General features: G+C 60.4%; 11 protein-coding genes and 1 pseudogene. 2 read left to right on the plus strand and 10 right to left on the minus strand.

The features are described from left to right. The 5 genes from HUU46_05950 to HUU46_05970 are packed head-to-tail and all read right to left on the minus strand — an operon-like array spanning nucleotide 1 to nucleotide 6,249. Nucleotides 1-1,851 carry a hypothetical protein gene (locus HUU46_05950; protein NUM53166.1) on the minus strand — a complete coding sequence of 617 codons (1,851 nt, stop codon included), beginning with the start codon at nucleotides 1,849-1,851 and terminating at the stop codon, nucleotides 1-3. A gap of 57 nt (nucleotides 1,852-1,908) precedes the next feature. Then, nucleotides 1,909-2,649: a class I SAM-dependent methyltransferase gene (locus HUU46_05955; protein ID NUM53167.1), complete on the minus strand. Its 741-nt coding sequence runs from the start codon at nucleotides 2,647-2,649 to the stop codon at nucleotides 1,909-1,911. 47 nt (nucleotides 2,650-2,696) lie between these two features. After that, the gene (locus HUU46_05960) at nucleotides 2,697-3,791 is read right to left on the minus strand and encodes a DegT/DnrJ/EryC1/StrS family aminotransferase (GenBank protein ID NUM53168.1); all 1,095 of its coding nucleotides are present in this window, start codon (nucleotides 3,789-3,791) and stop codon (nucleotides 2,697-2,699) included. Then, nucleotides 3,788-4,528, minus strand: a complete 741-nt coding sequence (locus HUU46_05965) for a glycosyltransferase family 2 protein (GenBank protein NUM53169.1) — start codon at nucleotides 4,526-4,528, stop codon at nucleotides 3,788-3,790. The genes HUU46_05960 and HUU46_05965 overlap by 4 nt, the downstream gene beginning before the upstream one ends. Then, nucleotides 4,525-6,249, minus strand: coding sequence for a glycosyltransferase family 39 protein (locus HUU46_05970; protein ID NUM53170.1), 1,725 nt, complete (start codon nucleotides 6,247-6,249; stop codon nucleotides 4,525-4,527). Before HUU46_05970 ends, HUU46_05965 begins: the two co-directional genes overlap by 4 nt. 96 nt (nucleotides 6,250-6,345) lie before the next feature. Here HUU46_05970 and HUU46_05975 point away from each other — a divergent pair. Next, nucleotides 6,346-7,275, plus strand: a pseudogene (locus HUU46_05975) (haloacid dehalogenase-like hydrolase). 140 nt (nucleotides 7,276-7,415) lie between these two features. Here HUU46_05975 and HUU46_05980 read toward each other — a convergent pair. From HUU46_05980 to HUU46_06000, 5 genes are all read right to left on the minus strand, one after another. Next, nucleotides 7,416-8,105, minus strand: coding sequence for an HAD-IA family hydrolase (locus HUU46_05980; protein ID NUM53171.1), 690 nt, complete (start codon nucleotides 8,103-8,105; stop codon nucleotides 7,416-7,418). A gap of 169 nt (nucleotides 8,106-8,274) precedes the next feature. After that, a complete protein-coding gene (locus HUU46_05985; protein ID NUM53172.1) occupies nucleotides 8,275-9,771 on the minus strand; it encodes a DUF853 family protein in 1,497 nt (498 codons plus the stop codon). An 89-nt stretch (nucleotides 9,772-9,860) separates the two neighbouring features. Next, nucleotides 9,861-10,823 (minus strand): hypothetical protein, encoded by a 963-nt coding sequence (locus tag HUU46_05990; GenBank protein NUM53173.1) that lies wholly within the window; start codon nucleotides 10,821-10,823, stop codon nucleotides 9,861-9,863. Nucleotides 10,824-10,851: 28 nt separating this feature from the next. Continuing rightward, nucleotides 10,852-11,010, minus strand: coding sequence for a YqaE/Pmp3 family membrane protein (locus tag HUU46_05995; GenBank protein NUM53174.1), 159 nt, complete (start codon nucleotides 11,008-11,010; stop codon nucleotides 10,852-10,854). Between the two features lie 5 nt (nucleotides 11,011-11,015). Beyond that, a complete protein-coding gene (locus HUU46_06000; GenBank protein NUM53175.1) occupies nucleotides 11,016-12,362 on the minus strand; it encodes a right-handed parallel beta-helix repeat-containing protein in 1,347 nt (448 codons plus the stop codon). 279 nt (nucleotides 12,363-12,641) lie between these two features. Here HUU46_06000 and HUU46_06005 point away from each other — a divergent pair, with 279 nt between their 5' ends. Further along, on the plus strand, nucleotides 12,642-13,997 hold the full coding sequence (locus HUU46_06005) for a glycosyltransferase family 2 protein (protein NUM53176.1): 1,356 nt from the start codon (nucleotides 12,642-12,644) through the stop codon (nucleotides 13,995-13,997).

Here is a 13,997-nt window from a genome sequence, read left to right on the forward strand (position 1 = left end):
CTATGGGGCCAGCCATACGCGCGATCGCGCCGCAATTGGGATCACGGTCTGGCGTCCATCGAGCTTGTGCGTCCTTCCCGAGAACTGGTCCGTAAGGCTTCCCTTCGATGCGTAGGGCGTAGAAAGGCGGACAGCGACGTCGCGCGGCGTGTAGTTCTGAATCACAAACTGGTCGCTGCCTAATGGCTGCAGCGTCACGCGGACCGGAGCTTCCAACTTGTATCCCAGCGGCACCGTGAAGGCTTCGCGAATCGTGTTCACGGCGGCGTCCGGCAATTCCATCAGTCCGAGCGGCCTTGGCGGCAGCAGCACTTCGCCGACGGCGTCGTAATCGGCCTGCGAGAATGTGCGGGTGTTGAGAACATAGATTTTCGCGCCGTCGATTTCGTTCACCGTGAAGAAGGGGACTTGCCTGCCGCCGGTGTCCGCCATGAGCAACGGTTTCGCCGAGTCGATCGCGAGGTTCGCGGCGAGGTCGAGGCCGTTCGCAAAGGCGTGTTTCTGTCCGCGTACGTGCATTGAACTTGCGCGCATGGGTTCGAGTTTCACGGCTCCACGCAGGCCCGCGAACCGCGCGAAGTCCTCGCGCATGGGCGCCATCGCCAGAAAGCCGGCCGTCATAACGATGGAGGATTGCCGCGCGATCACGTCGCGCACAAACGTGCCGATTCCGGGATCGGCGGCGGCCTGCGCGGGCAAGAAGAGCACGCGGCTGCCGAGTGGCTGCGTCGACGCCGGCACCAGCGGCACGCCGAGCATGCCGACGTAGTCCATGATGAAGAGGTCGGGGCCGGCGTCGGTATTTGGCGGCTTGTACCCGTATACGCCGGTGACGGGACTTTGCTGAACGGCGTCCGCAAGGCGCGCCAGGTTGTCCTGTTCTTTCTTCAACACCTCGTGGCCGGGGTGCCCTCCTTCGATGTCGCCGTATGCGAACAACATGATTTCGCGCGCTCCGGCGAGCACGCTCTGATACGCCTGGTCGACGAAGTCGTTTGCGTCACAGTCACCGTGATCGAACCATGCGCCGGCATTCTTCGCTCCGGCGATGGAGCCGATCCATCGGTAGTTGACGAATCCTTGATACGGCTGCGTAAACCCGTAGCGGACGGTGTCCGGGCCGCGCGTCTCGGTGCCGACCCAGGTGCGCTCGAACATCGTGGACTCGATGGGGACGTCGTATCCGAATTCGTGGAAGCGGTCGTACCATTGCGGGAACTTCATAATGAGCGTGATGGATGGATTGGCTGTCTTCGCCGGGAGGATGATGCACTCCTGTGCGGCCTGCGCGAGGAGTGCGCGCCGGTAATCGCCCCAGGGAAGAGCGCCCTTTGCGAGTACGGACTCCTCGCTCATGTCGTTGGTGCAGAAGAAATCGTCCACGATAATTTCGTTGAAAAGCGGAGCGTGATCTGCAACGACCGCCGCGACATCCTGGCGCGTTTTCGCCGCTTGCCAGTTGAACCAGCCGAGTTTCGCGGTCTCGCGCACGCCGAAGTTCTCGCCCGGAAGCGTGGCGATGCCCCCGCCGATCTCGAAACCCTCCTTCGATAGCGCGTCGGCAACTTTCTTGATGTCGTCGTTCGACACGGGCGTTTCGCGGAAGAACTCGAGATACACCTTCGTGACGCGCAACGCCCTCAGTAGCTCGGGCGCCTTGGCCAGCGCGGCGTCGTCACTCGCAAGCTTCTGCACGGAACCGTTGGTTACGTACACGCACCACCGGAGCGGCGCTGCGTCCTGCGCGAGCGTTTGCTTGGATGCGAACTGGAGTACCGAGAGCGTGATAAGGAGTATGTATTGACGATGGAGTTTGCGCACGGCGAGTAATCCCTGAACTTCCCTGGCCAAACCGCCCGGCCACCCGGGACGTATTGTAGTGAATTGAGAACGGCCGTGTCGCGCCGGTCACTGTTCCTTCAACTTTTTCGCTGCAACGAGCACGGACAATCCGAATGGCAATGGCGAAACGCGCAGCAATGCACGTTCGGCGAGCAGAATCGCGCCAAATACGGTGCTCATGCCTTCGCCGGATGCGCCGTCGAGGTCGGATGCCGGCAATGGCCGGAGCTTTCGCCACAATCGCGTAACAACGATGGGAGGGAAGAGGAGGGTATTCCAGTACGTGATGTAAAACGGTCCCAAGCCGGATGCCGAGAGCAACGCATGGAGTTCGCCGCGGGAAAATCTGCGGTCGGTCTGGACATGCACGTCGTGCGACGAATGGAGCCATTGATACGCGGGCAGATTGAGTATGACGATTCCATTCGGTTTGAGTACGCGGTGGATTTCGCGCAATGGCTGCGATTTGTCCCTGATTGAACGATGACACAGGACATCGCACGAGAGAATGACGTCAATCGATGCATCTGCGAAGGGCAGATGCGTCGCGGACGCGGCGGCGGTTTTGGTTTCCGATCGCTGGCGGCAAAAGCGAATGGCTTCGGTGGAGAAGTCGATACCGAAGCAGGCGGCCTTTGCACGAAAGTGACTGAGGTTTGCCCCGGTGCCGCACCCGATATCGAGCATGCGAACGTCGCCGTGCGGCGCGCAGCGGTCCCAGACGCGACTCAACATCGCGCGCAGACCGGCGTACCACCAGTGCCCGTCTTCGACGCGAAACATGATGGCGTATTCGTCGCGCTCCACGTATTCTTACTTTCGTGCTTTCACCCGCAATCGAGTGTGGAAGTTGGTTATCGATGGTCCCCGATTGCAGCCGCGACATCTGCCACAGCCTTTAACTCAAGCTCGGGATACATCGGCAATGACAGTACTTCATTGCACGCTGACTCGCTTACGGGGAAGGCGCCGCGTTCGTAGCCGAGATGCGCATATGCGGGCTGGAGATGCAATGGCGTGGGGTAGTGAATTTGTGTGCCGATACCTTTACTTTGGAGGTGTACGCGCAGCGCATCCCGGTGCGGAGTCCGGACGACGAACAAGTGGTAATTGCTTCGCGCCCATTCCTTCTCAATCGTTAACCGAACGCTGGATTCGCGTAAAGCGTCCGTATAGGCGGCGGCGAGTTCGCGGCGGGCGGCGTTCCATGCATCGAGGCGCCGCAGTTTCACGCGCAGAACTGCCGCCTGAAGTTCGTCCAATCGGCTGTTGAACCCCTCCGTGACGCTCCGGTACCGGCTTTTCTCACCATAGTTGCGAAGCATTCGCACAAGCTGCGCGAGGTCTGCGTCGCGCGTGAGCACGGCGCCGCCGTCGCCGTACGCGCCCAGGTTCTTGCTCGGGTAGAAGCTGAAGGCGGCGGCGTCGCCGAGTGTACCGCACTTCCTCCCTTTGTAGAATGCACCGTGGGCCTGCGCGCAGTCTTCGATAACTATCACGTCATGCGTTCGCGCGATTTCCAGGATGGCGTCCATGTCGCAGGGATGACCGTAGAGATGCACGGGGACAATCGCGCGCGTGCGGGGTGAAATAGCGCGGCGCAAGGAGTCGGGATTCATCGTGAGCGTGTCGTCCGAAACATCGCAGAAAACCGGGCGTGCGCCGGACGCGGCAATGCCGCACGCGGTCGGCACGCAGGTGTTCGCAGCGGTTATGACTTCGTCTCCCGGCTTCACTCCAGCCGCGCGGAGCGCGAGATGGATTGCGTCGGTCCCCGATGCACAGCCCGCTGCACAGCAGCCATCGTGATAGGACGCAAATTCCTCTTCGAACGCGGCGCAGTGCTTGCCGAGAACGAACCAGCTCGAGTCGAACACGTCCGCGATCGCGGCGTCGATCTCATGCTTAATTGAGAGATACTGCGATTTGAGATCGACGAAGGGAATCATCTGCGGCCCGTTATCCGGCGGAGGTTATAGAGAAACACTTCCTCGAACCACAGATGCGACAACGTCACAGCGACGCGGAACAGGCGGGGGAAGTTGAAGAACTGCGATTTCCCGTGCGCGCGCTGGTAATGGTGGACGGGGACTTCGACGATTCGGAACCCCGCGCGGGTGATGCGCATCATCATCTCCGCGCAGATGACGCCGCTATCGTGTTTGAGCGTGATTGTGTCGAAGACGGTGCGGCGTATGAGCCGGAAATCGCAATCGGTATCGCAGATATTAAGGCCAAACGCGATCTTCACCATCCAATGATAGATGCGGCCGATAACAATGCGATGCAGTGGATCGTGGCGCTGGATTTTGTAGCCTTGAACGACATCCACGTCCGGGCCGGCTTTCTCGATTAGAAGGGCGAGTTCGCGCACGTCGTACTGCGCGTCGCCGTCGGTGTAAAAAATCCAATCTTTTGTTCCGGACGCGAACCCGGAGCGGAGCGCGCCGCCGTACCCTTTGTTCTTTTCGTGCCGAAGGACCTTTACGTTCGGATATTCCTGCTCGATGCGATCCAGCAAATCGAGCGTTTGCTGCCCACTGCCGTCGTCGATGATTGTGAAGTCGTAGTCGATGCCGAGCTTTTCCACAGTTTGCAGGGTAAATAGGACCATGCTGCCCATCGTGCCCCAGTCGTTGTAGCACGGGTAAAATATGGAAATGGAAGGTTTATCGGTAGCGATCATGGGTGCTTTGTCTTGGCCGTGATGATTGCGTAGCGTCCAAATGTTTGTTCTATACGATTGTCGCCGATGGCGTCGGTTTGACTCCGCGCGTCCAAGACGACAGCGTCATATTCCTGCCACGAATCGGTTGTTCGCACGCGATCGACTGGAAACTCGGCCAGCAAGTTCGCGACACGCTGTATCGGATAAAATGTGGTCGCGACCGCGGCTCGGTCATAGTGTTTCACCAAGTGGTCGACGACAGCATATTCGTCCTGCATTTCGTCGCGCGTCGCCATCGCGGCGATACGCGGTGCCGTCTCCCATGCGACGAACACGAGCATTACGGTTGAAGCGATATAGGCGAAGCGTCGGTATCGAGCGGCCTTGCCTTGGGAGCGGCTGAATCCACTCGCGCAGAATGTGCCTGCAAACGCGGCGCCGATTGCCATTGCATACCAAAGATAGCGGGGAATCGCGCCCGTCGTAAAGAAAATCCACCAATACGCGATGAGGAGTGCGAACAACGCCAGCAAGAGGCAGGCGGGGCGGTAGGCGGTTAGCAGCGCCGCGGTGGTCAGTGAATATATGCCAACTACCAAGTAGAAGACCGCTGCAATCCAATGTTGCGCCAACCAGGAAAGCGCCGTGCCAACTGAATCAAGGCCAAACAGCAGATTGTGCTGGTACATACTCAGGTGACCACCGGGGGTATCGGTACCGTGCGGTCCGTATAGGCTGGTCACACCAACCCAACTGGCGAGCATGGCCAGCGCGACCCCGGTGGGAACGAGTGCGTGCACCAAGCGGATGCGGCGAAACGTCATCCAATCGTAAACCCACATCCCCAGCGCGGGCCACGCCGCGACGACGAGAAAGTATTTAGTCGTCAGGGCGCAACCGAACAAGGCGCCCGATGCGACGCACCAGCTCAGCGGTCTTGCCGAGTCGAGCGCACGTTCCCACACGAACAGCGCGGCGATAAGATACAGCAGCGCGGGCGCCTCGCCGTACAGCGTGCGCGCGAGGTACAACGAGCCCGGCGCCGCCAGCAAGAACAACACGGCAAAAACGCCTGCCATTGTATTTGTCGAACGCGCAACCAGAAGGTAAACCAAAGCGCATAGCAGTAGAAAGAAGAGCGCCATTATGACGCGCCCGGAATGTAGCGGCTCACCAAACGCCCATATTGCCGCGGCAACCGGAAGCAGGACGGTCGGCCCGACACTGTCGTAGTCGTCGAAAGGCCTAAACCCCGTAGCGGGCATGCCCGATCCGTACACGCCATGCACCGCGACGTTTCGCGCCACGATGAGGTGGTGTGACTCATCCGGTTCGATGTGCGGAAACACGGACAAGCGCGGAATGGTTGCGAGCGCGACGATTCCCAGCGATACGAGCAGGGCGATCATTGTCGTTCGGCCACTCGGAGATTTCGTGCGTCCGGGCAAAGATTCGCGCAGGCCGGGTTTGCGGCGGTACAGTGCGTGCAACCCGGCTATGCTCGCGGCGAGAAGTGCGGAGAAGAACACCGCCTTCATCGCCAATCTTGGAATTGAAGGCCCGCCCTCCGTTGCACCGGAGAGGCAACTGAAGCCCAGCAGCGCCCACGACGCCGACGCGGTAAACCCCGCGCATACAAAGACCGCAAGCGCCGCAAAGGTCCCGTGGGCCCAGAGAAATTGCGATTTGAAGCGTCCGCAGTCAAACTTCGGTTCGCGATTGTTGTCCCCGCTGCTCACAAGGTGAGTGTCCCCAGCATTGCCACGCGCCGAGTATAGCAATGGCGGGATCGGATTGCGCAAGGGAAGTTGTCCGTGCCGCCTGCCCCGGCGATAATGGCGCGACCAGAGGGGAGACCACCAGTGCCGGAAAAAGGCCTGTTTCTACAGAACGTCGTCGCGGTGATCTGGGATTTCGACAAAACCCTTTCGCCGAACTATATGCAGAAGCCGCTGTTCGATGCATACGACATCGACGAGGACATCTTCTGGGGCGAGGTGAACGCGCTTCCGGACTACTACAAGCGCGCGGGCATCACCGTGCAGCGTGACACGTGCTACCTTGGCCACTTGTTGTCGTATGTGCGCGCGGGCCGCATGCCGGGCCTGGACAACTCGAAATTGCGCGATCTCGGCGCGGGCATCGAGTTTTTCCCCGGCATTCCCGATTTGTTTACGCGCTTGCGCGTGGCCATTGCCCACGACCGGTACGAGGAACACGACATTCGTCTTGAACATTACGTCGTCAGCACGGGGCTGGTGGAAATGATCCGCGGCTCGCGCGTTGCCGAGTACCTTGAAGGAATTTACGGATCGGAATTCATCGAGGAACCCGCCCAACCGGGCTACGACCGCGGCGTCGCACCAAAGCACGGACTCATCAGTCAGATCGCCGGGTTCCTGGATAATACGACGAAGACGCGCGCGCTGTTCGAGATTAACAAAGGGGTCAACAAAGAGCCGAGCATTACGGTGAACGATACGATCCCGGAAGACGAGCGGCGCGTGCCGTTCAAGAACATGATCTATATCGCCGACGGACCAAGCGATATTCCGTCGTTTTCGGTCGTGAAGAAACACGGCGGACAGACCTGTGCCGTGTACGCGACCGACGTCGAGCGCGAATTCAAGCAGGCGCTATCGCTACAGGAAAACGGCCGTGTCGCGTTCTGCGGTCCCGCCGACTATCGCGAAGGCACGCACACCTACCGTTGGCTGCACAACCAGGTGCTGCGCATCGCGGACCGCATGATCGCCGAACGCAAGACAACGTTCATGGGCAAGGTGGGCCGTGGCCCGTCCCACGCGCCGGAAGGCAACGCAGCGGAAAAGTAGACGGCTTGGAGAAGGGTTCGTTTGGGCGCGACGAACCGTCACGCAATCAGTGTGCACAAATCCGAATGAATTTAGCGGGCCTCCGGCGACGATTCTTTGCGAATCGTGGCAATCTCCTCGATGAGCCTCTCCAAGGAAAACTCCGCAAGTGACGGTACTGTTAAGTCAGCATGCCCCAAATGCAATTCCGCCGTGACCGGATTTGGAACCGCTACGGCGAAGATGCCTGCGCGGTTTGCGGCGAGCAATCCGTTCGGTGAATCTTCGAGCACGAGCGCGCGATCGGCAGGCACGCCTGTGCGCGCAAGCGCAAGGTTGAACAACTCGGGGTCTGGCTTCGCGTGCGTCACGTTTTCCACGGTCACGATACATGCGAACCGGTGCACGATACCATGGCGCTTGAGGTGCCCCTCGACCCAGTCGCGCGACGCGCTCGAGGCCACGGCAAGCTTGATCCCGAGGCGGTCCGCGTCGTCGAGATACGCCACGATGCCCGGACGCAAGGCTTCCTCGCTCAGCAACTGATAGAACCGCAGCCGGTGCCGTTCCCGCAATTCCGCCCGGGGAACCTCGCGCCCGATCACGGCCTCGAGATGTGCAATGGGATCGAAGGCGCCGGCGCGTGTGCCGATGCTGTCCGCCCACGCGTCGAGCGCCAGGCTTACGCTGAACTCGCCGTAGATTTCCTGCCATGCCTGAAACTCGGTCGTCTCCGTATCGAGGATCAGGCCGTCGAAGTCGAAGATGATGAGATCGATCATGTGGTCAGTGCCTGAAGTACGCGGCGGCTACTCGGGAAACGGTGGGAGCAATGGGAGCAATGAGAGCAATGAGACGGATGATGCGTAGAATGGGATCGAGGAGAGTGGGCGATGGCGGGGCCGGAGTGCCGATGAATTTCATCGTTTGGGACTATTGTCTGGTGCACTGCTACCGCTTTCCGCCGAGCATCGATCCGAGAATGCCGCGGACAATTGCGCGGCCCATCTGGCTGCCGACGCTGCGCGCGGCGCTCTTGGCCATCGCTTCGACCATGCCTTCGCGTCGCCGCCCGCGCGACCCCATCGCGCCGCCGAGCAAATCGCCGATGACGCTGCCCGCGCTTTCGTTCGCAGCGCGCGGCGTGGATTTCGATTGTGGATCGGGTTTGGACTCCACACGCTGTTTCAACACTTCGTACGCGGATTCGCGATCCACAACCTTCTCGTAGGCCCCCGCCACGAGAGACGATTGCATGATCTTCTTGCGTTGCGCGGGATCGATGGGGCCGATCTGCCCGCGCGGCGGCACAATAAATGCGCGTTCGACCACGCTCGGTTTGCCTGATTCATCAAGGAAAGAGACCAGCGCCTCGCCAACGCCCAGCTCCGTGATGGTCTTTGCCTCGTCGATGTTTTCGTTGTCGCGCATGGTCTCAGCCGCAGCGCGGACGGCCTTTTGGTCCTTGGGCGAAAACGCGCGCAACGCATGCTGTACACGGTTGCCGAGCTGCGACAAGACCTTATCCGGAACATCCGCGGGATTCTGCGTCACGAAATACACGCCGACTCCCTTCGACCGGATCAGGCGCACGACCTGCTCGATTTTGTCGAGTAGCGCGTCCGGCGCGTCATCGAACAGGAGGTGCGCTTCGTCGAAGAAAAACACGAGTTTGGGCTTGTCGTCGTCGCCGGTCTCAGGCAAATTCTCGAACAGTTCCGACAAGAGCCAGAGCAACAGGGTGGCGTACAATCGCGGCGACTGCATCAATCGATCGGCGGAGAGGATATTGATGACGCCTTTTCCCCGGTCGGACTGCATCAGGTCATCTATGTTCAGCATTGGCTCGCCGAAGAGTTGGCCGCCACCCTGCGATTCGAGCGCGAGCAAGCCGCGCTGAATGGCTCCGATACTGGCGGACGAGACGTTGCCGTAATCCGTGGCAAAATCCTTCGCGTTCTCGCCGACGTACGCGAGCATCGCGCGCAAGTCTTTCAAATCGAGCAGGAGTAGACCGTCATCGTCGGCAACCTTGAAGACGATGTTTAGTACGCCGGTTTGGACGTCATTGAGTTCCAGGATGCGCGCGATCAGCAGTGGCCCCATGTCCGATATGGTTGCGCGAACCGGATGGCCGGTCTCACCGAATACGTCCCAAAAGGTGACCGGAAAGCCTTGATAGACGTGCCCACCCAGCGCCAACAGTTCGAGGCGCTCCGTCACCCTGGCATTCCCGCCGCCGGGGACCGCGATGCCCGATAAATCGCCTTTGACATCGGACATGAAGCACGGGATCCCCGCCGCGGAGAACTGCTCCGCCATTGTCTGCAACGTTACCGTCTTTCCCGTGCCCGTGGCGCCGGTGATCAATCCATGCCGGTTCGCCATTGCCGCGCGCAGGCAAATGTCGTGGTCACCCGATTTCGCTATCAACAGTTCGCCGCTCATGACACCCACTATAAATGAAATAGGTCTCATACGTCCTATGAGACCCATATGCCTTTCTCTCGCCTACGCAATCACGATTGCGTACCGCGTTACGGTTTCGCCACGGCCTCCATCAACCCGAGCATCGCCCACGCCGTGCCCGCGTACGTGATCGGATCGAGGTTCTTGACCTCTGCCGCGCCTTCAACCTTGCGCGAGGCCATTGCCCACGCGCCGTCCTCGCGCTGCGTCGTCTGCAAGAACGCCAAGCCGCGCGCTGTCGCGGGATAGTTGTATCCGCACCGCGCGGACGCAAGCGCCAGTATCGCCTGTCCCGTAGCGAAAGCGTCGCTGGGCATATCCGGTAACTGGCTCCAGCCGCCATCCGCATTTTGCCGTTCGCACACACGGTCGATCAATGGCACAAGTGCGGCGTCATTTGCATGCTCGCGCGCCGCGAGCAGCAACCGCAGATTGCGCACCTGAAAGTCGTCTGACGGCGGTTGCGCGGCAAGCCACGCGTTCGCCTTGTCGACGCTCGCCTGACCGTTCGCTACCCACGGCGCCGCCAGCGCGAGACGATTAAGAATCGTCGCCGATTCCACGCCGGCGTTAACCGGCAGTCTACCCGATGCGGGCCATGAGCCATCGGCACTTTGTTTTTCCGCGAGAAAGGAAGTAAAACGCCCCATGTTGGCGAGTTGTGCCGCGTCGGTTGTTGGCGGGGTTGGAAACGCGAGGACGGAAAACGTGGCCGCGATGGTATACGCCCGCTTCTCGGGCGGCGTTTCCGGTGGATACAGGACCCTGGAGGCGTTGTCCTCGCGAAACGTCCACGCCGCCGCGTCGGCCACTACCTGGTCGTTTACGGTGTATCCAAGGGCCTTGGCCGCGCCAAGGGTCCATAACATCATCGGCACATGATGGCACGACGCGCAGTCGCGTTCGTCTTTCCACTTCAGGCCTTCGCGCTCGATGTATGCGAGCCCTCGCTCGATTACGGGTTTCAGTTCGGCGGGACTGGGACCTCCCGCAAGCATGGCGAGTTGCGTGGCCAGGAGCATTGAATGCATTGAGGCGCCTCCGTGCGGTGGCGGCGCGTCAATCGCTTGCGCGGGTACAAATGATCAGCGCGGCGATAACGCCCGGCAACCACCCGATCAGCCATAGTATAGTAACCAGCAACACCGATCCGCATCCATAATCGATCACCGCCAGCGGCGGGAAGATGATGCAGATTATCGCGCGCAAGCACCCCATTTGCACTACGCCTTTCTCAAATCCTGGACCGCTACGCTAAACCCTTCAACGGTATTCCCGGTCAATTCGTTCGCGCCGGTTTCCGCGCCGAGCCGAATGCCGATGCGCGAGGCGGGGCCGCGCGTTTCCCGGATCTCGTTTCGCGCGATCACGTTCGATGCGGTGACGCCCTGCACGTCAATGCCGACGCCGTCATCGGCGCCGCTGTCGACGACGCGGTTGTTCTCGAAACGGTTGCCCTGCGCCGTAAACCCTTCGCCGCGTTCCGGTCGAAACAATATGCCGGCTTTGCCGCTGCGGAGCACATCGTTGCCGCGCACGACGTTTTCGTTGTCGCGGTGTCCGATGGAGATACCGTAGTCGCGGTTGTCTTCGATTCGGTTTCTTTCGGCAAGGCCATATTTTACGCCCCAGCAGAAGAAGATGCCGATACCGTTGCGCTCGAGCCGGTTGTTGCGAATGAGAGGGCGCTGTGAGCCGGACCCGGGATGGAGGCCGAGGTCTTGGTTATCATGGCTGTAGCAGTCCTCGACGATGACATCGTGGCAAATCTGCCAACTGATCCCGTCCCCGTTGTTGTTGCGCGCGGTCACGCCGCGAAATACCAGGTTGCTGCAGTCCTGAAACCAGATGCACCCGCCGTAGTTTCCATCGAGATACGCGTTATTTTCCTTATTGCCGTCCAGCGCGAGGTTCTCGATTGCGATGTGCGACATGAATTCTGCCGTCACCAACGGAAACACGCTGGTGACTGTTGGCGCGCTGCCGGTCCAAAAGTTCTCGCGCAATGCCTTGTCCAGTTTGAATCGGTTGCCATTGCGCGCCACCAGCGTGCGCCTCAAAACGTGCGTCGCACCCGTGTCGGCGTCTTTGGTGCGCAGGCACACCCCGTCGCCGACATTGAAGCCGGATGCATCGGCCAGCGTGATTTCCTGGTCGTACCAATCGGAATCGAGCGTAAGCGTCGTCTCAACCGAGGGCTCCTTCAGCAGAATCGAATCCTCGCGGCTGCCGGCGAGCCGCACGTTGGAAGAAAGGAAGATTGAATTGCGCAGACGGTAGGTTCCGGGAAGCACATTGACTGTCCCGCCGCCGAGCCGCGCCACATAATCGACCGCGGCCTGGATAGCCTTGTCGTTCGCGCCCATGATATCGGCGTCTTTCGGCCCAACCGTCACGGTAAGCCGTTGTTCCCAATTCGGCTCGACGGCGCTGTCGCCCGACGTCGCGCGCGGTGTTGTGACGGCTGGACGATCGTCGGCGCGGGCAAACGATATTGCCGCCGCACCGGCGACGGAGGCGCGCAGTAGATCGCGGCGCGAAATTGCCGCCGAATTGCGTGGCAAGTTCATAGTCGTGTTCCCCAAGTTTGTACGCACGTTATTCTTGAAAGAATCGATTTCAGTCTTCGCTGGGTCCATTGTCCTCGACCGACTTCGATCGCGCTCGGGTGAAGCTGCGTGCCATGGCGAGGAGTAATCGTAATCGCAATCGGGATTGGATTAAACCTCTTGTCGGCGGGAACGAGAGGGATGAGAGCAATGGGAGGGGTGGAAGAAAGGTTGGGAGTAGAGCTGGCCGGGGCGTATCTATGCAGCATCGCGGCCCACGTTGCTATACTTCAGACTGCTATGTCCACTCCGTTTGTACATGTCCTTGTCATTAATTGGAACGGCCGGGAGCACCTCGAAGCGTGTTTTGAATCCCTCATTAAGCAGACCTACGAGAATCTCCGCATCGTGCTCCTGGACAACGCCAGCACCGACGGTTCGGTGGAATACGTCCAAGAGCGCTTTGGCTCGGACCCGCGCGTCGAGATTCTCGAGTGCGGGGAGAATCTCGGATGGTCGCGCGCCAATAATGTAGGCATGGAGCGGGCGTTAGGCGCGGGCGCGGATTACATTTTTCTCCTGAACAACGACACTTCCACCGCACCGGACGCTGTCGAGCGTTTGGTCGAATTTGCACGCGTACACCCCAAGGCGGGCGCAATCGCGCCCAAAATGCTTTTGTTCGATCAACCGTGGTTAATCAACTCCGTGGGGATCGCCTGCACGATCGTGGGCGGCGCGTGGGACGAAGGCCTTGGCCGCGTCGATGGCCCGCGCTGGGCCGAACCGAAACAGGTGCTTGGCGTGTGTGGAGGCGCGATGTTCCTGCGCGCGGACGCCTTGCGGGCGGTTGGATTGCTACCGGGCGACTTCGAAATCTATCTGGACGATCTGGACCTTTGTCTGCGCATTTGGGACGCGGGATATGAATGCTGGTCGTGTCCGTCGGCTGCCGTGCGGCACAAGTTCAGCGCGACGATGGGGGAGGGGGCGCGCGCGCATCGCAAGTATTACCTCAACACGCGAAACCGCGCGCGCCTGATGCTCCGAAACTTTCCGTCGGGCCGGTTCGTGGGCATCGTCGCGCACTATGCCGTGTCCGAAATACGAGCGGTCGGGCGCGCGGCCGCGTCGGGGGCCGTGTGGAAGGCCGTGGCGCACGTGCGCTCGTGGATCGCCGCATTGGCGTACGTTCCGAAGGCGGTTCGCCATCGGCGCTCGGTGGCGGCCAAGAGCCGCGCAATTGGCACGTTCTGGGGGCTTGTTCGTGCCGACAGACACTTCTTTCCGGGCATTGAACTGCCCAAACGCGGTTGGTACACGCCAATCCAACGGGACTGGACGGCGCAGGGTCATAGCGAAGACGTTCAGGTCCATCCGATTTCCAGTTGCGCGACCGCTGATGTGCCGGCGGGCGAATTGTCCGTAACGCACGCGAATTGTTATCCTCAACTCGGCGCGACGCGAATCGAACTCAGACTGAACGGGCGTGCGATTGCGGCGTTGAGATCGGATGGTTCGCCGCGTACCGAGCGATTCGAGACGGAGGGTGGAACGCTCGAGTTTTTCGCGCGCGCGATATTCGAGGCGGAATCGACCGGCGAACGGTATGACATCGGCGGTTGGGTCGCGCTCGACAAACCGAACACGCAGTAA

It is taken from the genome of Candidatus Hydrogenedentota bacterium (genome assembly GCA_013359265.1).
Classification (GTDB): domain Bacteria; phylum Hydrogenedentota; class Hydrogenedentia; order Hydrogenedentales; family SLHB01; genus JABWCD01.